The organism is Mycobacterium sp. (assembly GCF_002863225.1).
GTDB lineage: Bacteria > Actinomycetota > Actinomycetes > Mycobacteriales > Mycobacteriaceae > Mycobacterium.
This window is the reverse complement of sequence record NZ_PKEK01000079.1, coordinates 74,450-94,035: the sequence shown is the minus strand read 5'-3', so window position 1 is coordinate 94,035 and position 19,586 is coordinate 74,450. Positions and strand designations below refer to the sequence as shown.

The window sequence follows — 19,586 nt, the reverse complement described above, 5'->3', positions numbered from 1 at the left end:
CCCACTGAGCCCGCCCGTTGCCACACCGCCCAACTCGCCGGTGATCTCGTTCGGCGCCTTTGGCGCCCACGCCTGCGCACCGCCCATATTGATCTGGGTGTAGCGCTGAGCGTCGTAGGTGTATTGCACCCACTGCTGCTGCTGACCGTTCACGATGCGGGTGTAGCCGGTGTAGTCCTCCCCCGAGATGCGGAAGCGGTACTGCTCGGTGAGGTAGCCCATCGGCGCGGTGCTGTCGTCGGCCCACGTCTTTCCACCCGGAACGTAAAAGCCGGACGGCCCACCCGGGCCTTTGCCGGGAAGCCCCTCGAGGGATTTGTGCCCAGTCCACGGCGGCGGCGGAGTTGCCCCGGTGTACGGCGGTGGGGTGACGTTCTCCCAGTGCCCAAATCGCGGGTCGTCGACGAATGGGTTCCTGGGGTCGAATTGCACTCTGGGGCCTGCGGGAAGTGGGGCGTCTCCATCAGCCATGTTGATGGCGGCGGCCAGCTCAGCGTCGACCGCGTTGGCTTCGGCCAGGATCTTGTCCAGGCGGGGTTGCAGTTCCAGCATGGCGACGAGCGCCTCGGATGGGAGGGTTTTGTCCGAGGCCGGGACCAGCTTGTTCGTGAGCGGATCGATGGTCATGTGGCGGTCGGCGGCATCGTGCTTGAGTGTGCGCAGCTCGGATTGCACGTGCTCAATGTCGTCAGCGGCTTTCTTCGCCGCCATCGCGACCGCGAAGGACTCGTTGCCGTGAGCGTCAAGGTCTTGTCGAATCGTTGCGTTGGTGTGCTTTCTGGCCTCGGCGGTTTGGCCCTCCCAGGTGTCGAAGACTGCGAGCGTGCCGAGCTGACGGGAGGCCTCCAGGGTGGCATTGCCTCGGGCAGTGGCGACATGGAACACATCGCGCACAGCCCCAGCGCTCCACCGCTCAACATCCGCCACCGTCAGCACCATCAGGGTCAGACCGAACCGGCGGGGCCCTCAGGGGCAGGATGCAGCGCCCGTAACTTCTCTGTGTGGGCCTGCTCCATCTCGGCGAAGCTGCGACCGTCATTGTGGAAATCCGTGGCGTGGTTTCCAACATCGGTTATTAGCCTGCGCGAGGTCTCCAACCACGCCGCCGCCTTAACGCCCAATGCCGTTGCTGAGCTGCCAACCCAGCCCGACTGAGCCACCACAAGCTGGTCGTCGGACAACAGGTGGGCCGTCGCCAGGTCCTCACCCTGCCCTGTCACGTGCGCCGCCGACGACGCCAAAGCCTCCAGGTCGATACGGAACTGTCCGCTGGTCGCCATAGCCCACCACCTCGCAAGAATTCTGACTATGGGACAACAGCCTGGGCGCCGAACGCAAGTCACTGCTGCGGGGTCGCCTAGTCGCAACGATGATGCTCGTCCGACTCGCAGGAGCAACGGAAATCCCAGCTGCCAGACCAGCTCGCGGCGAAGTCCCCGTAACAGTAGAAAGTGATGTGCTCGCCGGCGGGGCTGACGAGTTCGACGTCGTGCTCATCGTCGCCAAGGCGGCATGACCAGAGGTACAGCCTGCGCGATAACCACCGCCTGAAGGCGACCATTTGGTGAGCTCGATTCGGGACTCCGCACCGGGGGCGAAGAGAAGACGGTAACACCGCTTACCGACGCTCGTAGACTGGTGATCCCATGAGTAAGCGTCCGATTGACCCGGCGTCGGTCACGTTCGGCGACGACACGATCGTTGAGGACATCGACCTGGCCGAGGAAGAGATCATCGTTGACGGCGAGCGGCTGACCGATGAGCGGGCCGACGCGATCGCGGCGGACGTGCTGGCCAAGGTGCGGGGCCAGACCAGCAATGCTCGCTACAGAACGCGGTGACAAGTAGGCGATGGAGACGTGAAAGACGCAGTCTGGTTTCTCCTCTTCACGGCGATCGGCATCCCGCTCGGAGGTGTTGTGCAGAGCCTCATCTCATCTCGGTTTGATCGGGTTTCGGCGCGCCAGTCGGCGTTGCTATCCGCCGCGCAGCAGCTCAGGGAAGCTGAAATCACGCAGATGCGAGAAGCAATGAATGACCTGCTTGACGCTGCCACAGCCGTTCAGTCTTTCGCGTGGTTCGTGGACGATGACGGACGATCGACGACGAAGGACAGAGAGACCTTCGAGAAGTACGGTCCTTTGATCAAAGACGCTGTGGTCGGGGCGCAGCGACTTCGCACGTTAGCGCGCATTCTGCCGCCGGGCGACCTGGCAGACTCTTTTACGGCAGTCGAGCGGTTAATCATCGAAGTGGTCAGAGGCAGCGACGACCCCTCCGCGCCCGATCCTTGGCACGAGGACGTCTCGGGTCCAGAACCGAGCACTGTAACGCGTGCGGTGAACGCGACGGCCGACGAAATTCGCCGGCTGTACGCGACGTATCCCTCGGAGTTGGGTCCGCTGTCTGGGATCGACACCCCTCGAGGCGTGCAACCGGTCGACTTCGCAATAATCGGTGCTTTAGGTGCCGCGAGCCTCCTGGCATTTCTGGCGGGCTGGTTCTGGTGATGAACGCTCTTCTTCTGCGCGCCCCGTCAGACACACACCAGTAGGTTGCCTCCACGACGAACACGACGTCCGGGCCGCCGAGCAGTTCGTGTAGGTATCAGGCTTTCCGGGGTTGACCGACCTTGAGAGATGAGGGTCCAGACCGCGCTAGCGAGGCGGCATCACGTCTGTCCAGCGTTGTGCCGCATCTTGGCCGTCTTCTCGTGCGTGCCAGGTAACTGTGACGACCTGCTTTGCGCCCCAGAAAGTGTTGCCCCAGAACTCGATTGAGCTGTTTCCGTCGACCTTGTCGACGAGTTTGGACGAACGGGCTTCGTTCACTCCGGGGCCAGACAGCGATACGCGGAACTTCGGGAGTGCGCTGGTGTTACGCACTTTCCATATCGCACCCGAGCTGTGTTCAACGTGCCATGGGACACCCTCAGCGGCCTGTCGCGCTTCGCTGGCCAATTGATTCTGAGCTTCAAGCGCATCAGCGGCTCGCTTTGCCGCAGTCGCAGACTGCCTCTGCGCGGCTGCCGATTCCTCCGCCGCTTTTGTTGCTCGCTCTGCATCCTGTTGTGCTCGAGCCCGGTACCCGTCAGCCTTCTCTTCAGCGTCTTTCGCCCGGCGCGCCGAGTTCGCCGCGAAAATTGCTGAGCCGGCCGCGACCGCCACTCCAGCGAGGTTGATCCAGTCGCCTGCATTCACAGCGGTCAGGATATGTGGGTGTCGGCAGCATTCACCAGACACCGCGTAGCCCATGCCTGAAACTGGCGGTATGAAATTTGAGTGGAACCAGGATGGTCTCGCCGAGTTCGAGCGCGAGTTGAAGGACCAGCTTTCAGGCGACGTCGAGGTACCACTGGGCGGCTCCGAGGACGACGCGGTCAGGTCCGTCATTCAACAGCTACAGAGTAAGGGACTCAGCACGAACGACGCCGAAGTCGCAAGGTGGGTCCGCGATCACCGCACAGCGAATCAATCCGGTTCAGGCGGTTAGCTTTTCACCTTAGTCGGCCCGCCGCGGAGCTCGACAGTTGAGCGCGGGTCATCGCGGATGCAACGTCGCCGTTGCTGACGCCGTAGTTGTGCTGCTCGCCGATGAACGGTCCGCCGCCCGGGCCGCCGCCCATCTTCGCGGTCTGCCGGGCGACCTGCCCCGGAGTCAGCTGCGGCGGGGTCTGCGAACCGGCCTGTTCTTGCCGGCGGGCCGCGCACCGGCGACCGCGCCGAGGATCTTGCCCGGCAGCGTGTTCGAGAAGTTCGCCAGCGGTGAATCGTTCGGCAGGAACGTCTGCATCAGCGCCTGCACGCCGATCGCCGCGGCCTGGCCCGCATAGCCGATCGATCGGCCGGCCAACGCGAACGCAAGACCACCGCCGGGGAACATGCCAGCCGCTGCGCCACCAGCACCGCCCGAGATGCCCAGCCCGGGAGAGGAATTGCCCTGATTGAACGGCAGCGACTTCGGCGCGAAGTCCTTGCCGTCGCCTTGCGGGGCGTTCGGGTCACGCTGTTCCGGCAGACCCAGTGCCTGCGTCAGGCCGGCGGGTGCTCCCACAGGAGCCATCGGCTGCGGCGCGGTGGCGGGAGCCGGGGCAGGTGCTGGCGCCGGGGCAAGGGTCGGGGTTGGTGTCGGCGGGGCCGCTGGGCAGTCCGGCCAGCCGGCGCAGCCGGCGGGCCTTCTGCTCCGTCACCGCCTGCGCCAGCCCGCCGAAACCGTCGCCGGTGCGGGTCTTGACCTCGACGAAGATCACAGTGTCGGCTGCCGGGTCGACGGCGATCACATCCAGCTCGCCATAGCGGCAACGCCAGTTTCGCGCCACGATGCGCAGCCCGAGATCGCTCAGGTGCTCGGCGGCCAACCGCTCACCGAGCGCACCGACCTCGGCTCGCGTCCACATCCTCATGCCGCCACCCTGTGGCACGGCGCCGACGGAGATCTCCGCCGCACCTGTATCACCGTGCGACATCGGCTGGTTATCCCCCGTCGGCCGGTAGTCCACAGCAAACCGCGCGCCGCGTTGATATGCCGATAAACCGTGGTTAGCATCGCGTTCAGGTGAAAAAGCTCGCCGTGACCGCCATTGCGGCCGGTGACTTCTTCCCGACCGCACTGGGCTAGAAGGCGGGTGGTAACCGTGAGTCACGGTCCCGTCTATTTGCGGCCAATTCCACCAAATCACTTGCAGGCGTGTGACATTCGCACGCCTGCATACGCATGTCACGTTCACCGAGAGGAAGTCCGATGTTATATGTCACCACGCAACCCGAAGCGCTGACGGCCACCGCCGCCACGCTGGCCGGCGCAGGAGCCAATTTGAGCGCCGAGAATGCCGCTGCCGCAGTGCCGACGACGGGAGTTGTGCCACCGGCCGCCGACCAGGTTTCAGCGCTGGCGGCAGCCCAGTTTGTCGTCCACGCCGAGATGTACCAGGCGATCAGCGCGCAGGCCGAGGCCATCCATCAGCAGTTCGTCAGCACACTGCAAGCCAGTGCAATGTCCTACGCGACGACCGAAGCGGCCAACGCCGTGGCGACCGGTTAAGACGGTTCAGGACAATGGATTTCGCGACGTTACCGCCGGAGATCAACTCCGCGCGAATGTACGCCGGCCCCGGTGCCGGACCGATGTTGGCAGCGGCTTCGGCGTGGGACGGCCTGGCTGCCGAACTCCAGTCGACCGCGGCAACCTACCGGGCGGCGATCACCGAGCTCACGGGCGGGCCGTGGCTGGGTCCGTCGTCGGTGGAGATGGTGGCGGCAGCCACCCCCTATCTGAGCTGGATGACCCAGGCGGCCGCACAGGCGGAACAAACCGCCGTGCAGGCCAGGGCGGCGGCAGCGGCTTACGGCACGGCGTTCGCGATGACTGTGCCTCCGGTGGTGATCGAGGCCAATCGGAGTCTGCTGATGACGCTGATTGCGACCAACGTGCTGGGGCAGAACACCGCGGCGATCGCGGCCGCCGAAGTCCAGTACGCCGAAATGTGGGCCCAAGATGCCACCGCCATGTACGGGTACGCCGGCGCGGCGGCAGCGGCGTCGACGCTGACGCCTTTCACCGAGCCACCGCCGACGACCAACCCGTCCGGTGCAGCCCAGCAGGCCGCCGCGGCGGGTCAATCGGTGGTGTCGAACGGTGCGCGGGTGCTCGCCGCGATCCCGCAGGCGCTGCAGGCAGCCGCGGCAGCACCGGCTGCCGTAGATCCGATCATGTTGCTGCCGCTACTAACGGTCCCGCTCACTGCTACCGCCGTAACCGTGGGGACGGTCGGCATCACGGCGTCCTTCACGTCCTTCGGCACCACCTACCGCGGCCTACTGATCAACGCCGACCGTGATTACGACAACGGCAAAGGGCCGTTCACCGGCAACGGCGTCGGCGGGACGATGCTGCCGCAGTGGATAGTCAACGGCACCGGCGGTGTCGGCGCGCCCTCGGACGCGGTTCCGGACACCGAGGGCCGAATGGGCGCGGCGAACAGAGTCGGCCGGTTGTCGGTGCCGTCGGGGTGGACAACGGCCGCACCCGAAATTCGGTCGGCCGCCTACACGCTGCCCATCACCAGCGCCGCAGCGGTCCCGGAGGCGGGTGGCGCCGGAAATCTGTTCAGCAACATGGGGCTTGCCGGCGCGGCGGGCGGCGCGGTCGGCAGCACCGCCTCCGTTGGACGCGGCAACGAGCGGGTGCGGATGCCCGCGCGAACCAGCTCGAAACCGTCACCGCAGCCGCCGACAGAGGCGGTGGCGGCGATCGCCACCGAGTTGCAGGAACTCGCCACGCGCGCCCAATCGCTGCTGGCCAAACTGGCCGACTCCGGGCTGCTGACCACCGAGGAGGTGACCGAGCAGAAGCGGCGCTTCCTGGGCTGACGACTCTAGGCTGAGACCCGGGAGGTGCGGTTGTGAATCCGGCCGGTTTCGGCGTCCTGCTGGTGTGTGGGCCGCTGGCAGTGATCGCCGCCGTTTGGCTGGCCGAGCGTATCGGTGTGCCGTATCCCGTTCTGCTGGTGGCTGCCGGCGCTGTTCTCGCCTGGCTACCGGGAATCAGAGTCCCGCAACTGGCGCCGGAGATTGTGTTCTACGTGTTCTTGCCGCCGCTGCTCTACTACGCCGCGTACTTCATTGCGCCAGACGACCTTCGGGCCAGTGCACGGCCGATCGGCCTGCTGTCGGTGGGGCTTGTGGTCGTCACCACTGCCACCGTCGCCGGTGTTCTGCTGGGTGTCACCGGCGTGCCGCTGGCGGCCGCTCTGGTAGCGGGTGCGGTGGTTGCGCCCACCGACGCGGTCGCGGCGACCTCGGTTTTCAAACGCCTGGATGTGCCGGAACGGCTTGCGACGATCGTCGAGGGCGAAGGGCTGACGAACGACGGGACGGCCCTGGTTCTCTATGCCGGCGCGGTCGGCACCGCGATGGTCGGCGTGGTCCACCCCGGGCCGCTGGTCGTGACGCTGCTCGTCGCGCCCGCAGGCGGCGCTGCGCTGGGTCTGGCTGTCGGCTGGCTCGCGGTCCAGGTGCGACGCCGGATCGACCACTCGATGTTGGAAATCACCGTCTCACTGATGACTCCGTACCTGACGTACGTGCTCGCCGAGGGTGCGCACCTGTCGGGCGTGCTGGCCACCGTGACTGCCGGCGTCTACATCGGTTCACACCTCAGCGCCATCTACACCCCTGGTGTGCGCTTGCAGGCCTTCGCCTTCCTCGACGCGCTGGTGTTCCTGCTCAACGCGGTGCTGTTCACGTTGGTCGGGATGCAGCTGGTGCGATCGCTGCACTGGGTGCCGGGCATACCCGCGACGCGGGTGGTGGCCGCCATCTCAGGCGTGATCGCCGTTGTCGTCGCGTCGCGGCTGGTCTGGATGCTGTCCGGTCCGGTGACCTCCCGACTGTTCCGGCGATCCACCGATGCGCCCGAGTGGCGTGAACGCGTGGTGGTCGCGTGGGCCGGGATGCGGGGCGGCTTGTCATTGGCGGCCGCGTTGGCCATTCCCCTGCGCCTCAGCGACGGACAACCATTTCCCGACCGCGACTTGATCATCGTGATCGCCGCCTCGGTGATCGTCGCGAGCCTGCTGATCCAGGGCACCAGCCTGCCCTGGCTGCTACGCCGGCTCGGCTTACGGTCAGACGATTTCGGCACCGCGGACAACAAAGCACGGCTGAAAGCCGCGCGGGCAGCGTTGGCGTGGATCGACGACCACGATGAGGCCGACCCCGCAGATGAGGCCTTCCGCTCGGCCCGCTCGCTTTACGAAGCAAAGGTTCGTCGCCTTGAGCTCAGCCCGCCAACCGAGGACGACGACGATGACGCGCAGGAGATGAAGCGGTACCGGGCCCTGCGGCTGACGCTGATCGGGGTCGAGAGATCAGTGCTGCTGTCGTTGCGACGCGACGGGCGGATCAACGCAACGCTGCTGCGCGCTATCGAGCGCGACTTCGACCTCGAAGAAGCCAGGCTCAGCGGCTCCTGACCAGGACCCGGGTATCGGCTCAGCCCTTGACGGCGGCGTTGCCCTTCGCGGTGTTCTTCTGCAGACGTGCCGTTGCGGTCGCCTGTGCAATCCGCGAACCCACGTCGTAGGCCACGATCTGCGCGGTCGCGCCGTCGACCCGGCTGACCGCGCCGGCCATCTTGTCGGCAGTCCGATCATGCAGCAGGCGGCCGACCAGCGGCGCATAGGTGCGCCGCGGCAACAGCACCGTCACCTTCGTGCTGGGATCGTCCTCGATCTCGCGGCAGACGAGTTCCTGCGCCGTTCGACTGAGGTTGCGGTCCGGGCACTCGAGCATCTGCAGCGGGATCTCGTCCTCGAAGTGCTCCCACCGTTCCTGCAGCCGCTGCGCGTGGCGGGTGTCGATGATGAAGTGCACGGCGGTCAGTTTGTCCGCGTGCAGTCCGCTCGCGTAGTGCAGCGCTTCGATCGTCGCGAAGTCGAAGTGGTCCACCAGGACGACGACGGTGTGGTGCGGATACTTGACCACGTCTTGACGCTCGGTCAGCTGCATCTCCAAAACCGCGTTCTCGCTGCGGTATTCGCGGTTCAATCGCATCAGCGCGACCACCAGGATCGGGAACACCACGCACACCAGCCAGGCCCCCTCGGTGAACTTGGCGATCGCGAAGATCAGCACGATGATCGTCGACAAGACGGCCGCCGACAGGTTGATCGCCAGCTTGCCGCGCCAACCCGGCTCACGATGGCCGAGGTGGTATTTCGTCATGCCGTAGCCGCAGATCGAGAAGCCCATGAAGACGCCCATGGCGTACAGCGGCACGACTGCGTCGACCGAGCCGTCGGTGATGAGGACCAGCGCCGTGGATGCCACGGTGAGCACGATGATGGCGTTGGAGAACACCAACTTGTGCCCGCGCTTCATCATCGGCCGCGGCAGGAAGCTGTCCTCGGCGACGAAGCTGGTCAGCGCCGGGAAGCCGTTGAAGCTGGTGTTGGCGCCGAAGAACAGGATCAGCGCGCTGGCCGCCTGCAGCAGCGCGAACAGGATGTTGCCGATGGGTCCCTCGCCGAAGACCGCGCGGGCGATTTCGGAAAGCATCGACGGGTAGCCGGCGGCGTAGGGCACCGCATGGGTGACGTGAGCAAGCCAGATGACACCGAACAGCAGGAATCCCAGCAGACAGGCCATCATGGTCAGCGCCTTGCGGGCGTTGGGGCCCTGAGGCTGACGGAAGACGTTCACCGCATCGGCGATCGCCTCGACACCGGTCAAGGAGGTGCCACCGTTGGCGAACGAGCGCAGTAGCACCAGGATCGTGGCGCCCATGATGAAGCCGTTGCCCTGATGGATCGGCACCGATCCGGCGATGTGCTCGGGGTCGTAGGTCTTGAGGGTTCCGACGATCTCGCGGATCACTCCGGTCACGATCAACGTCGTCATCATCGCGGCGAAGGCGTACACCGGTACCGCGAACAGTCGGCCGGCCTCTTTCATGCCGCGCAGGTTTCCGAACGAGAGCAGCAGCAGCGCTCCGACGGTGATCTCGAGGTGGTACGGGCCCAAGCTGGGGATCGCCGAAACCACCGCGACCGTGCCTGCCGAGCACTGGATGGCCACGGTCACGACGTAGTCGATCAGCAGTGCGGCCGACGACAGCTGGGCGATCTTCGGGCCGAAGTTCGCCCGCGCCACCACATACGAACCACCGCGCTGGGTGTAAACCATCACCACCTGCCGGTACGACGCGGTGACCAGCGCCAGAATCAGCAGGATGACGCCACCGAGCGGAAGGATCAGGGTGAACGCCGCAAGTCCGGCGGCAGGCAGCAGCTCGATCAGAATCTGCTCGGGACCGTAGGCCGTCGACGACACTGCGTCGGGCGAAAGAGCGCCTAGCGCAACGGGATTGGACAGCGCCTCATGCTCGAGGTCCTCGTTGATCAGCGGCTTGCCCAGGAAGAACCGTTTCCACGCGTCGGTGAAACTCGGCGGGGCCATGTGCTCGTCTGCCAGCTCTACCACGGTGATGCTCTTCCCCACCCTCACGGTCCAAAATTCTTACGCGATACTTACGCTCGTGAAGGGTAGCGGCTCCACGGGTAGTTAGCAGACCCAAGGAGGCAGGAGCAACGCTTATTCTCAGCCAATTACCAGGACAGCGCATCGCGCCTGACAGTTGACGAGTCAGTTGGCCGGGGTGCTGGCCTGCCGTTTTCCCGACGGCCCGGCGGATAGGCCGGCGACGTCACCGTCGACGACCCGAAGCGCACTCGCGACCCGCGACCTCACGTCGTAGGCCAGAATCTGGGCGCTCGCTCCCGGGATCCGGCTGACCACCCGGGCCATCATGTCCGCGGTCCGGTCGTGCAGCAGTCGCCCGGCCAGTGGCGAATACATCCGTCGGGGCAGCAGGACGGTGACGGTGCTGTCCGGCTGATCCTCGAGGATGTTCGCGACCAACCGCTGGGCGGCGCGGCCGAGTTGTCGGTCCGCGCAGTCGACCATCCGCAGTTCGGTGCTCTCGCCGTAGCGCCGCCAGCGCACCTGCAGCCGGGCGGCCAGCGCCTCGTCCAACACGAAGTGCACGGCCGTCAGCCGATCGGCATCCAATCCCTTTGCATAGCGCATGGTTTCGACTTCGGCCAGGTCGATCGAATCGATGAACACCAGCACGCGGTGCGACGCAGGCACCGTCGCTTCGCGACGCCGGGCGTGTGACATCTCGAGCACCGACGCCTCCGCGCGATACTGCTTGTTGAGCCGGATCAACAGGAATACCAACGCCGGGAACACGACCACGATCAGCCAGGCGCCTTCGGTGAATTTGGCGACAGCGAAGATCAGCACCACCGTCGTCGACAACAACCCGGCGGAGAGGTTGATGGCGAGCTTGCGCCGCCAGCCATCGTCCCGTTGCGAATGATGGTGTTTCGCCATTCCGTAGCCGGCCATTGCGAACGCGCTGAAGACACCCATCGCGAACAGCGGCACCAATGCGGTCACCGAGCCACCGGTGGCCAGCAGCAACACCACGGCCAGGACGGTCAACAAGAGGATGGCGTTCGAAAACACCAGCCGGTGGCCGCGTTTCATCAGCGGTCGGGGCAGGAAACTGTCTTCGGCGACGAAGTTCGCCAGCGCGGGGAATCCGTTGAAGCTGGTATTGGCGCCGTTGTAGAGAATCGCCGCACTCGCCGCCTGCAACGAGAAGAACAGAATGTCTCCGACCAGCCCGTGACCGAATACCGCGTGACCGATTTCGGACAGCATCGAGGGGTAGCCCGCGATGTAGGGCGTCGCGTGCGTCACGCAGGCCAACCACGCCACGCCGGCCAGGAGCAACCCAAGTGTCCAGGCCATCACGGTCAGCACCCGACGGGCGTTACGGCCCTCCGGTGCCCGAAAGAGGTTGACGGTGTTGGAGATTGCCTCCACGCCGGTCAGTGACGAACCGCCGTTGGCGAAAGCCCGCAGGAGCACCAGCACGGTTGCCCCCATCACCAGGCCGTTGCCTTGATGCACGGGCACCGCACCGGTGAGGTGGGCGGGGTCGTACGTCGGCAGACCCCCGAACACCTCGCGTACGACCCCGACCACGACCATCAGCGCGAGCATCGCGATGAACCAGTACGTCGGCACCGCGAACGTCCGGCCGGCCTCGCGCAGCCCGCGCAGGTTGGCGAAACAGAAGATCAGCACCGAACCGACGGTGATCTCCAGGCTGTAGGGGCCCAGCGCCGGCAGCGCCGATGCCACCGCGACCGTGCCGGCCGCGCACTGGATCGCCACCGTGACCACATAGTCGATCAACAGCGCCGCAGCCGCGATTTGCGCTATCCGTGGTCCGAAGTTCTCGCGGGCCACGATGTAGGAGCCGCCGGCCCGGGTATACGTCATCACCACCTGGCGGTATGACGCCGCGACCAGGGCCAGGATCAGCAGGATCACCCCGGTCAGGGGTAGCAGCAGCACGAATGCCGCCATGCCCGCCGCCGGTAGCAACTCGACCATGATCTGCTCGGGGCCGTAGGCGGTCGACGAGATCGCGTCGGGCGAAAGTGCGCCCAACGCAACAGGATTGGACAGCTTTTCCAGGTGGATCTGATCGGTGATCAACGGCTTGCCGAGCGCGATGCGCTTCCAGACGTCGAGGTATGACGGCGCGACTTTATGCGCGGCAGCCGGGACTGTCATCAGCCATTCCTAGCCGATGGCAACGTCGTCCGCGGTCATCCTTACGGCATCTTGACGGGCCGGGAATGTCCACGGCCGGGCGAGACCGCTACGGAAACGTCCATACGGTCGCCAGCGGTGGAACGGGCTTGGAATGATGTATGGGTGACCGACGCAGCAAAGAACGCACCCGACGTTGAGCCGACGGCAGCAGATCCTGCCACGGTGTTCTCTGCGCTGGCCAAGATCATCTACCAGGGCTCGGACTCGAGCCAGGTCTATGCGGCCATCTGCGTGGCTGCGACGCTGGTGGTCACCGGCTGCGATCACGCGAGCCTGCTGGTGCGCCGGGACGGCCGCTACGTCACTGTCGGCGCCAGCGACAGCATTGCGCAGCGCATCGACGACATGGAACGCGCGGCCGGTGACGGACCGTGCGTCGACGCGATCGAAGAAGAGACGCCGCAGATCGAAACAGACCTGACCACCCCCACCCAGTGGCCGCAGCTGGCCGCCAAAATGGTCGCCGAGACGCCCGTACGCGGTGCCATGGGTTTCCGCATCCTGGTGGACAAGCGCAAGACCGGGGCCCTGAACCTGTTCAGTGACACGCCCGGAGTCTTCGACACGGAATCCGCTGGGCAGGCCATCGTGTTGGCGTCGTTCGCCAGTGTGGCGATCAACGCCGTCGCGCAGGGCGAGGACGTGTCCACGTTGCGCCGCGGGCTGCTGTCCAACCGTGAGATCGGTAAAGCCGTCGGCATGCTGATGATGCTGCACGGCGTGGACGAGCAGGAGGCGTTCAACGTCCTGCGCCGGTATTCCCAGGATCTGAACATCAAGCTGGCCGACGTGGCCCGCACGGTCATCGACGGCCGCGGCAAGCCGCTGTTCGGCGGGCGCGACCGGATCTAGCGCTCAGGCGTCGCGCGGCGCCCCGCTATTCGGGCAGACGCAGCTCGGGCTTTTCGACCTCTTCGATGTTGACGTCTTTGAAGGTGACGACACGCACCTGTTTGACGAATCGAGCCGGCCGATACATGTCCCACACCCAGGCATCGGAGAGCCGAAGTTCGAAGTAGACCTCGCCGTCGGCGTTGCGGGGCACCATCTCGACGCTGTTTGCCAGGTAGAAGCGGCGCTCGGTTTCCACCACGTAGCTGAACTGCCCCACGATGTCTTTGTATTCGCGGTACAGCGAGAGCTCCATCTCGGTTTCATACTTTTCGAGATCTTCGGCACTCATCGGCTCAGCCGTCCTTCTCCGTCCCGCACTTGACTGACCTGATCCATCTTTCCCCACTCGTTGTCGATCTGCCGACCCGGCTCGCATGTTTGACATTCCGCCACCGTCCGAACACCCGTGCCGGACGCCAACCGCCGCACGTTGATGAACGAATACCGGTGCTGCGGGCACGGCCCCAGCTCGTTGAGCGCCGCCGAGTGCGCCGCGGTGCTGTAGCCCTTGTGGATCGCGAATCCGTAACCCGGGTGGTCCGCCTCCATCGCCACCATCAGCCGGTCCCGGCTGACCTTGGCGAGCACGCTGGCCGCGGCGATGCACGCCGCTGCGGCGTCGCCGCCGATCACCGGCAGCGACGGCACCGCCAGCCCAGGCACCCGGAAGCCGTCGCTGAGGACGTATCCGGGCCGCACCGACAAACCGGCCACCGCGCGACGCATCCCCTCGATGTTGGCCACGTGGACGCCGCGCCGGTCGACCTCGGTCGACGGGATGAACACCACGTGGTAGGCCAACGCATACCGGCGGATCAGCGGAAACAGCCGCTCTCGCGACGCCTCGGTGAGCTTCTTCGAATCGTCAAGAGCGGCAAGGCTTTCCAGCCGGTTCGGCCCGAGCACGCAGGCTGCGACCACCAGCGGTCCGGCGCAGGCGCCCCGTCCGACCTCGTCGACGCCGGCCACCGGGCCGAGCCCGCTGCGGTACAGCGCCGACTCCAGGGTGCGCAGCCCCGATGATTTGCGGATCACCGTCCGCGGCGGCCAGGTGGTGGCCACAGCTAGGGATTCTGCTGGGGATTCACCGAGCGCACACCACCCCATCGCGAGGGCGGCCAGACGATGAATCGCGCCTTGCCGATGACATTGTCGACCGGCACCGTGCCGGCGGTCGGGTCACCGGTGCACAGCAGTCCGTTGATCGCGTCGCCAGGAGTGCTGGTGCAGTGAGCCCGGGAGTCAGCCGAATGGGTGCGGTTGTCCCCCATCACCCAGAGGCGTCCCTGCGGGACGTGCACGGGACCGAACTCCGGCCCGAGGCACGGGTAGACGGCCGGATCGGCGTTGAGCGTGGCCGGGTCGAGGTAGGGCTCGTTCAGGCGTTTGCCGTCGACGGTCAGCCCGGTGTTGTTGCGGCACTGCACGGTTTGACCACCCACCGCGACCACGCGCTTGACCAAGTCATTCTCGTCGGGCGGCACGAAGCCGATGAACGACAGTGAATTCTGCAGCCCCCGGATGACGGCGTTGTGCGAGCGAATGGACTTGTAGCCCAAGTTCCACGGCGGCGGGCCCTTGAACACGATGACGTCACCGGGATGCGGTGAGCCGAAGTCGAAGGTGATCTTGTCGACCATGATCCGGTCGCCGACGCAACCGGCACAACCGTGCAGCGTGGGTTCCATCGACTCCGACGGGATCAGGTACGGCCGGGCCACGAACGTCAACATGACGTAGTAGAGCACCAGCGCGATGACCGCGAGGACGACGGTTTCGCGTAGCGCCGCCCGCTTCTTGCCGCCCTGCTGATCAGGGTCGGCGTCCGGTGTGGACGGCGACGTCGTCGAGACTTCTGGATCGGCCGGTCGGGAAACGGGTTGGCCCTCAGGCGAGTCGGTCGTCTCAGTCACGGCTTCAGCGTAGCCAGCATCACAACGCGATTCGGCACGGCCGCCGCTGAATCGCCGACGGAGCGCTGGATATCAGCGCTTCTCCTTGATCTTGGCCTTCTTGCCGCGCAGCTCGCGCAGGTAGTAGAGCTTGGCGCGACGGACGTCACCGCGGGTGACGACGTCGATGTGGTCGATGTTGGGCGAATGCACCGGGAAAGTCCGCTCGACGCCGACGCCGTAGCTCTCCTTACGGACGGTGAAGGTCTCCCGGACCCCGCCGCCTTGGCGGCGCAGCACGACGCCCTTGAACACCTGGATGCGCTCTTTGGCGCCCTCGATGACCTTCACGTGCACGTTGATCGTGTCACCGGGGTGGAAGGCCGGGTGGTCGTCACGCAACGACGTCTTGTCGAGGAAGTCCAGGGTGTTCATGTCGGAAGACACTTCCTTGCAGTTCGCGGCTGGCGTGCCGCTGCTCGCCGCTACGGGCGCGTGAGCAGGCAACTCAGCCGATGGATTCGGACATCTGGGAGTCTCGCGGTGGGCGGAGGCAAGCCGGCCGGCCGACAACCGCTGGAGACAACTGGTCAATTGTGCCAGATCGGGTCCTTGCAGCGAAATCACGGCGAATCTTCGCTGGTTCTACCGGCAGGTCAGCGTTCAGCCGCGTTCCCGCTGCCACAGGTCCGGACGGCGCTCCCGGGTGCGCTCCTCGGCGACCCGTCGCCGCCACGCGTCCACGCGGGCGTGGTCGCCGGACAGCAGCACCTCAGGGACGTCGAGTCCACGCCAGCTCGGCGGCCGGGTGTACGACGGACCTTCGAGCAAACCGTCGGAATGCGAGTCGTCCTGATGCGAGGCGGGATTGCCCAGCACGTTCGGCAGCAGCCGCAGCACCGCCTCGATCATCACCAGCGCCGCCGACTCGCCACCGGGCAACACGTAGTCCCCGATCGACACCTCTTCGACCCGCATTCGCGTGCCGGCATCCTCGGCGACCCGATGGTCGATTCCCTCATAGCGGCCGCAAGCGAACACCAGGTGCGACTCACCGCTCCACCGCTGCGCGGTCGACTGCGTGAAGAGCGTGCCGGCTGGCGTCGGGACGACGAGAAGGCTTTCCGGCGAACAGATCTCGTCCAGCGCGTCACCCCACACCGGCGCCTTCATCACCATGCCCGGGCCGCCGCCGTACGGCGAGTCGTCGACCGATCGGTGCACATCGTGGGTCCACCGCCGAAGGTCGTGCACGTCGAATTGGACCAGCCCGGACTCGATTGCCTTGCCTGTCAACGACTGTCGTAGCGGATCGAGGTAGGACGGAAAGATCGTGACGACGTCGATTCTCATCTTCAGGCGCCCTCGCCGTCCAGATCCAGCAGGCCGTCCGGAGGGTCGATGTCGATCGCGCCGTCCGCCAGCGACACCGACGTGACGATGGCGCTGACGAACGGCACCAGCAACTCCGGAGCCTGCTCGCGTCTGACCGCCAGCAACTCACCGGCGCCGGTGTGCAAAACCTCTGTCACGATGCCGATTTCGAGACCGGCAATCGTGCGCACCGCCAAGCCCTCGAGCTGGTGGTCGTAGTAGGTGTCGTCTTCTTCGATGGGCGGTAGATCCGCCGAATCGATGAGAAAGACACTGCCACGAAGCGCGTCCGCCGCAGTGCGGTCGGCCACGCCGGACAGGCGCACCAGCAGGCGATTCCCGTGCGGTCGGACAGTATCGACGGTGTAGCTGTGCTCGCGACGATCAGATCCCTTGGCGCGCAGCACAGCACCCGGAGCGAACCTGAGCTCCGGGTCGTCGGTGCGAATGTCGACGACGAGTTCGCCGGTGACGCCGTGCGCCTTGACCACGCGCCCGACTGTCAACTCCACGGAAGGTCTCCGCTACTGGTCGGTGTCCACCACGTCGACACGAATGCCGCGGCCACCGATGCCGGCGACCAGCGTGCGCAGCGCCGTGGCGGTACGTCCACCACGGCCGATGACCTTGCCCAGATCCTCGGGGTGGACGTGCACTTCGACAGTCCGGCCGCGGCGACTGGTCACCAGGTCGACGCGAACGTCATCCGGGTTGTCGACGATCCCGCGGACCAGGTGCTCGACGGCGTCAACGACGACGGTGCTCATGGTGTCGGTCAGCTCTCGGTCGCGGGTTCGGCCTGCTCGGCGGCAGCCGGGGCGGAGTCCTCAGCGGGCTTCTCCGCGGCCGGGGCCCCGTCAGCCGGCTTGTCGGCCTTGTCCGCCGCGGCCTTCTTCGCCGGCGCCTTCTTCTGCTTCGGCTTGTTGGCCTCGGTGTCGGGCGCGCCGTCGGCAGCGGCCAGCGCAGCGTTGAACAGCTCGAGCTTGGACGGCTTGGGCGCCGCGACCTTCAACCGGCCCTCCGCGCCGGGAAGGCCCTTGAACTTCTGCCAGTCGCCGGTGATCTTCAGCAGCTTGAGGACGGGCTCGGTGGGCTGCGCGCCGACCGACAGCCAATACTGGGCGCGCTCGGAGTCGATCTCGATGAGGCTCGGCTCCTGCTTGGGGTCGTAGCGGCCGATGACCTCGATGGCCCGGCCTTCGCGGCGTGTCCGCGAGTCGGCGACCGAGATGCGGTACTGCGGGTTGCGGATCTTGCCGAGCCGGGCGAGCTTGATTTTTACAGCCATGGTGAAGCCAAATCTCCTACTGGTGTCACGCTGCAATTCAGCGATTCGGGCGGGAATGCCCGGATCCGGTTTTGCCTCGCGTGTGTGACCGACGAACAAGCACCGCACCCGGCGGTGGGTCGCGCGACGGACAGCCGCTCATTGTGCCAGAGGCAGGCCCCAAGTCAGAAATTCACTCCGGCCGGACGTGGCCGCTAGAGAACTTTCTGAAAGCACTTGGTCTCAACGCGGCGGGTCATTCGCCAACCTCCGGCGGTCCGGGCGAAGTCGTCGTCGTACCAGAGTCCGCAGAACATGATCTGATCCTTCGCACCGCCGAGCACCATCGGGTTGAAGCAGATCGTCCTCGACGACGCGGCGTCGCCGTCGACGCGGACCGAGAAGTTGCCCAACATGTGCGCGTACATCGGGAAGTTGGGCAGCACCTCTGCCAACCAGGCCTTGACCTCGGGGTACGTGCCCTCGATGCCGCCGAGCGCGGTGTAATCGATGTAGGCGTCGGGGGTGAAGACCGCGTCGAGATCGTCGAAGCGGCGGGAGTCGATCGCGGTCGAGTAGTCGATGATCAGCTGCTGGATTTCCAGACGGTCCGAAATCTCTTCCAGGCTCAACATTCTTCGATTGAACACGACCCGCGAATAGGCCCCCAGGGTGCTCGGTGAGTTCGCCCGACGGCCGGCTCAGTCACGGAGTTTTAGCGGCGGCCGCCGCCGGTGGCGTACGAATGCCGATCGTCAGCCGCTTTCATGCCGCGCGGGGCTACCTGCGTGAAGTTCAACCGTTCGCTCATCGTCCGTCCACCTCATTTCGTATGCAGGTTGAACCACCTGTGCCCGCCGCCAAAACCGGGCGTCGCGCACACCGGAAGTTAAACTCTGCGCCCATGCGAAAGCTCATCGCAACAGCCGCCGCGTTGTTCGCGGTCGCGGCCGTCGGCACCGCTCCGATGTCGTCGGCCGACGCCGCGGTCCAGCCGGTCGGCTCGGAACCGATCCCCGACGGTCCGGCCCAGACGTGGGTGGTGGCCGATCTCGACTCCGGCCAGGTATTGGCGGGGCGCGACGAGAATCTGCGCCACCCGCCCGCGAGCACCATCAAAGTGCTGCTGGCACTCGTGGCCCTCGATGAACTGAGCCTGGACGCCACGGTGGTCGCTGATCCGGCCGACGCCCAAGCCGAATGCAACTGCGTGGGCGTCAAAGCCGGCCGCTCCTACACCACGCGCCAGTTGCTGGACGGCCTGCTGCTGGTCTCGGGTAACGACGCCGCCAACACCCTGGCGCACATGCTGGGTGGCATGGGCGCCACCGTCGCGAAGATGGACGCCAAGGCGGCGTCGTTGGGCGCGGTGAACACCCACGCATCGACGCCGTCTGGACTGGACGGCCCCGGCGGGTCGGGGTGGTCCACAGCGCACGACTTGGCGGTCATCTTCCGCGCCGCGATAGCCAATCCGGTGTTCGCTCAGATCACCGCCGAACCGTCGGCGCTGTTTCCCGGCGATAACGGCGAGCACCAGATCGTCAACCACGACGAGTTGCTGACCCGCTACCCCGGGGCGATCGGCGGTAAGACCGGATTCACCGATGCGGCGCGCAAGACCTTCGTCGGCGCTGCCGCGCGCGGCGGGCGCCGCCTCGTGATCGCGATGATGTACGGGTTGATCCACGAGGGCGGGCCGACGTATTGGGACCAAGCCGGCAACCTGCTCGACTGGGGGTTTGCTCTCAATCCGCATTCGGGAATCGGCAGGCTGTAGGCCATATACGACAGTTGTCGTAGATTTCGGCTAGTCTTCCTATGCCGTGGCATTCTATTGTGCACAAGTCCAATACGAGCATCCTCGGCATCCGTCGACTGACGTCGACATGTCCATGGGGTTGAGTCGACAGCCATTGCCAACGATGTCTGCGCCGCGAGCCGTCGCCGCAGTTACGCGTAAGG

21 protein-coding genes and 2 pseudogenes are annotated in these 19,586 nt (G+C 65.8%); 7 read left to right on the top strand and 16 right to left on the bottom strand.

Annotated elements, in window-relative coordinates; translation table 11 throughout:
- Together CYU59_RS24145 and CYU59_RS24140 are read right to left on the bottom strand one after the other, a co-directional pair.
- A pseudogene (locus tag CYU59_RS24145) lies at positions 1–927 on the bottom strand (hypothetical protein); the annotation flags it as partial.
- A gap of 17 nt (positions 928–944) precedes the next feature.
- Positions 945–1,280 (bottom strand): hypothetical protein, encoded by a 336-nt coding sequence (locus CYU59_RS24140; RefSeq protein ID WP_293003670.1) that lies wholly within the window; start codon positions 1,278–1,280, stop codon positions 945–947.
- Positions 1,281–1,646: 366 nt separating this feature from the next.
- Between CYU59_RS24140 and CYU59_RS24135 the strand changes: the two genes are divergently transcribed.
- Together CYU59_RS24135 and CYU59_RS24130 are read left to right on the top strand one after the other, a co-directional pair.
- Positions 1,647–1,841: a hypothetical protein gene (locus CYU59_RS24135; RefSeq protein WP_293003668.1), complete on the top strand. Its 195-nt coding sequence runs from the start codon at positions 1,647–1,649 to the stop codon at positions 1,839–1,841.
- 18 nt (positions 1,842–1,859) lie between these two features.
- On the top strand, positions 1,860–2,510 hold the full coding sequence (locus CYU59_RS24130; RefSeq protein ID WP_293003666.1) for a hypothetical protein: 651 nt from the start codon (positions 1,860–1,862) through the stop codon (positions 2,508–2,510).
- A gap of 147 nt (positions 2,511–2,657) precedes the next feature.
- On the opposite strand, the gene CYU59_RS24125 is transcribed toward CYU59_RS24130, so the two are convergent.
- The 3 genes from CYU59_RS24125 to CYU59_RS29080 form a co-directional block, all read right to left on the bottom strand.
- The gene (locus CYU59_RS24125; protein WP_293003664.1) at positions 2,658–3,200 is read right to left on the bottom strand and encodes a hypothetical protein; all 543 of its coding nucleotides are present in this window, start codon (positions 3,198–3,200) and stop codon (positions 2,658–2,660) included.
- Between the two features lie 457 nt (positions 3,201–3,657).
- Complete coding sequence (locus tag CYU59_RS24120; protein ID WP_293003662.1) at positions 3,658–4,053, bottom strand: hypothetical protein; 396 nt, start codon at positions 4,051–4,053, stop codon at positions 3,658–3,660.
- Complete coding sequence (locus tag CYU59_RS29080; RefSeq protein WP_363115257.1) at positions 4,001–4,402, bottom strand: YraN family protein; 402 nt, start codon at positions 4,400–4,402, stop codon at positions 4,001–4,003. Before CYU59_RS29080 ends, CYU59_RS24120 begins: the two co-directional genes overlap by 53 nt.
- Positions 4,403–4,740: 338 nt before the next feature.
- On the opposite strand from CYU59_RS29080, the gene CYU59_RS24110 reads away from it, so the two are divergent.
- From CYU59_RS24110 to CYU59_RS24100, 3 genes are read left to right on the top strand one after another with little or no spacing between them, the layout of a single operon-like run.
- On the top strand, positions 4,741–5,040 hold the full coding sequence (locus CYU59_RS24110; protein ID WP_293003660.1) for a PE family protein: 300 nt from the start codon (positions 4,741–4,743) through the stop codon (positions 5,038–5,040).
- A gap of 14 nt (positions 5,041–5,054) precedes the next feature.
- Positions 5,055–6,368 (top strand): PPE family protein, encoded by a 1,314-nt coding sequence (locus CYU59_RS24105; RefSeq protein ID WP_293003658.1) that lies wholly within the window; start codon positions 5,055–5,057, stop codon positions 6,366–6,368.
- 32 nt (positions 6,369–6,400) lie between these two features.
- Complete coding sequence (locus CYU59_RS24100) at positions 6,401–7,972, top strand: Na+/H+ antiporter (RefSeq protein WP_293003656.1); 1,572 nt, start codon at positions 6,401–6,403, stop codon at positions 7,970–7,972.
- Between the two features lie 19 nt (positions 7,973–7,991).
- Here CYU59_RS24100 and CYU59_RS24095 read toward each other — a convergent pair whose 3' ends face one another.
- Together CYU59_RS24095 and CYU59_RS24090 are read right to left on the bottom strand one after the other, a co-directional pair.
- Positions 7,992–9,956, bottom strand: coding sequence for an APC family permease (locus CYU59_RS24095; protein ID WP_293003682.1), 1,965 nt, complete (start codon positions 9,954–9,956; stop codon positions 7,992–7,994).
- 276 nt (positions 9,957–10,232) lie between these two features.
- Positions 10,233–12,152 (bottom strand): annotated as a pseudogene (locus CYU59_RS24090) (APC family permease); the annotation flags it as partial.
- Positions 12,153–12,296: 144 nt separating this feature from the next.
- Here CYU59_RS24090 and CYU59_RS24085 point away from each other — a divergent pair.
- On the top strand, positions 12,297–13,046 hold the full coding sequence (locus tag CYU59_RS24085; RefSeq protein ID WP_293003652.1) for a GAF and ANTAR domain-containing protein: 750 nt from the start codon (positions 12,297–12,299) through the stop codon (positions 13,044–13,046).
- Between the two features lie 25 nt (positions 13,047–13,071).
- Here the strand turns inward: CYU59_RS24085 and CYU59_RS24080 are convergent, their stop codons facing one another.
- The 9 genes from CYU59_RS24080 to CYU59_RS24040 all read right to left on the bottom strand — a co-directional run bounded on the left by CYU59_RS24080 (position 13,072) and on the right by CYU59_RS24040 (position 18,256).
- Positions 13,072–13,377, bottom strand: a complete 306-nt coding sequence (locus CYU59_RS24080; RefSeq protein WP_007171389.1) for a DUF2469 domain-containing protein — start codon at positions 13,375–13,377, stop codon at positions 13,072–13,074.
- Positions 13,374–14,150 (bottom strand): ribonuclease HII, encoded by a 777-nt coding sequence (locus CYU59_RS24075; protein WP_293003590.1) that lies wholly within the window; start codon positions 14,148–14,150, stop codon positions 13,374–13,376. The genes CYU59_RS24080 and CYU59_RS24075 overlap by 4 nt, the downstream gene beginning before the upstream one ends.
- Positions 14,151–14,152: 2 nt before the next feature.
- Positions 14,153–15,001: a signal peptidase I gene (gene lepB / locus CYU59_RS24070; RefSeq protein WP_293003588.1), complete on the bottom strand. Its 849-nt coding sequence runs from the start codon at positions 14,999–15,001 to the stop codon at positions 14,153–14,155.
- Positions 15,002–15,073: 72 nt separating this feature from the next.
- Positions 15,074–15,415, bottom strand: a complete 342-nt coding sequence (gene rplS / locus CYU59_RS24065) for a 50S ribosomal protein L19 (RefSeq protein ID WP_293003585.1) — start codon at positions 15,413–15,415, stop codon at positions 15,074–15,076.
- Between the two features lie 228 nt (positions 15,416–15,643).
- Positions 15,644–16,333 (bottom strand): tRNA (guanosine(37)-N1)-methyltransferase TrmD, encoded by a 690-nt coding sequence (gene trmD, locus CYU59_RS24060; RefSeq protein ID WP_293003583.1) that lies wholly within the window; start codon positions 16,331–16,333, stop codon positions 15,644–15,646.
- 2 nt (positions 16,334–16,335) lie between these two features.
- Entirely contained in the window at positions 16,336–16,866 is a 531-nt protein-coding gene (gene rimM, locus CYU59_RS24055; protein ID WP_293003581.1) for a ribosome maturation factor RimM, read from the bottom strand.
- Positions 16,867–16,878: 12 nt separating this feature from the next.
- Positions 16,879–17,121, bottom strand: coding sequence for an RNA-binding protein (locus tag CYU59_RS24050; protein ID WP_025736282.1), 243 nt, complete (start codon positions 17,119–17,121; stop codon positions 16,879–16,881).
- 8 nt (positions 17,122–17,129) lie between these two features.
- Complete coding sequence (rpsP, locus tag CYU59_RS24045; RefSeq protein WP_293003566.1) at positions 17,130–17,642, bottom strand: 30S ribosomal protein S16; 513 nt, start codon at positions 17,640–17,642, stop codon at positions 17,130–17,132.
- Between the two features lie 194 nt (positions 17,643–17,836).
- The gene (locus CYU59_RS24040; RefSeq protein ID WP_293003564.1) at positions 17,837–18,256 is read right to left on the bottom strand and encodes a nuclear transport factor 2 family protein; all 420 of its coding nucleotides are present in this window, start codon (positions 18,254–18,256) and stop codon (positions 17,837–17,839) included.
- A gap of 269 nt (positions 18,257–18,525) precedes the next feature.
- On the opposite strand from CYU59_RS24040, the gene CYU59_RS24035 reads away from it, so the two are divergent.
- Positions 18,526–19,401: a D-alanyl-D-alanine carboxypeptidase family protein gene (locus tag CYU59_RS24035; RefSeq protein WP_293003561.1), complete on the top strand. Its 876-nt coding sequence runs from the start codon at positions 18,526–18,528 to the stop codon at positions 19,399–19,401.
- The last annotated feature ends 185 nt before the right edge of the window (positions 19,402–19,586 follow it).

Coding starts and splice junctions, on each gene's coding strand:
- CYU59_RS24140 (WP_293003670.1), bottom strand. CDS start 1,280: ATGGCGACCAGCGGACAGTTCCGTATCGACCTGGAGGCTTTGGCGTCG.
- CYU59_RS24135 (WP_293003668.1), top strand. CDS start 1,647: ATGAGTAAGCGTCCGATTGACCCGGCGTCGGTCACGTTCGGCGACGAC.
- CYU59_RS29080 (WP_363115257.1), bottom strand. CDS start 4,402: ATGAGGATGTGGACGCGAGCCGAGGTCGGTGCGCTCGGTGAGCGGTTG.
- CYU59_RS24110 (WP_293003660.1), top strand. CDS start 4,741: ATGTTATATGTCACCACGCAACCCGAAGCGCTGACGGCCACCGCCGCC.
- CYU59_RS24105 (WP_293003658.1), top strand. CDS start 5,055: ATGGATTTCGCGACGTTACCGCCGGAGATCAACTCCGCGCGAATGTAC.
- CYU59_RS24095 (WP_293003682.1), bottom strand. CDS start 9,956: ATGGCCCCGCCGAGTTTCACCGACGCGTGGAAACGGTTCTTCCTGGGC.
- CYU59_RS24080 (WP_007171389.1), bottom strand. CDS start 13,377: ATGAGTGCCGAAGATCTCGAAAAGTATGAAACCGAGATGGAGCTCTCG.
- rplS (WP_293003585.1), bottom strand. CDS start 15,415: ATGAACACCCTGGACTTCCTCGACAAGACGTCGTTGCGTGACGACCAC.
- trmD (WP_293003583.1), bottom strand. CDS start 16,333: ATGAGAATCGACGTCGTCACGATCTTTCCGTCCTACCTCGATCCGCTA.
- CYU59_RS24050 (WP_025736282.1), bottom strand. CDS start 17,121: ATGAGCACCGTCGTCGTTGACGCCGTCGAGCACCTGGTCCGCGGGATC.
- rpsP (WP_293003566.1), bottom strand. CDS start 17,642: ATGGCTGTAAAAATCAAGCTCGCCCGGCTCGGCAAGATCCGCAACCCG.
- CYU59_RS24040 (WP_293003564.1), bottom strand. CDS start 18,256: ATGTTGAGCCTGGAAGAGATTTCGGACCGTCTGGAAATCCAGCAGCTG.
- CYU59_RS24035 (WP_293003561.1), top strand. CDS start 18,526: ATGCGAAAGCTCATCGCAACAGCCGCCGCGTTGTTCGCGGTCGCGGCC.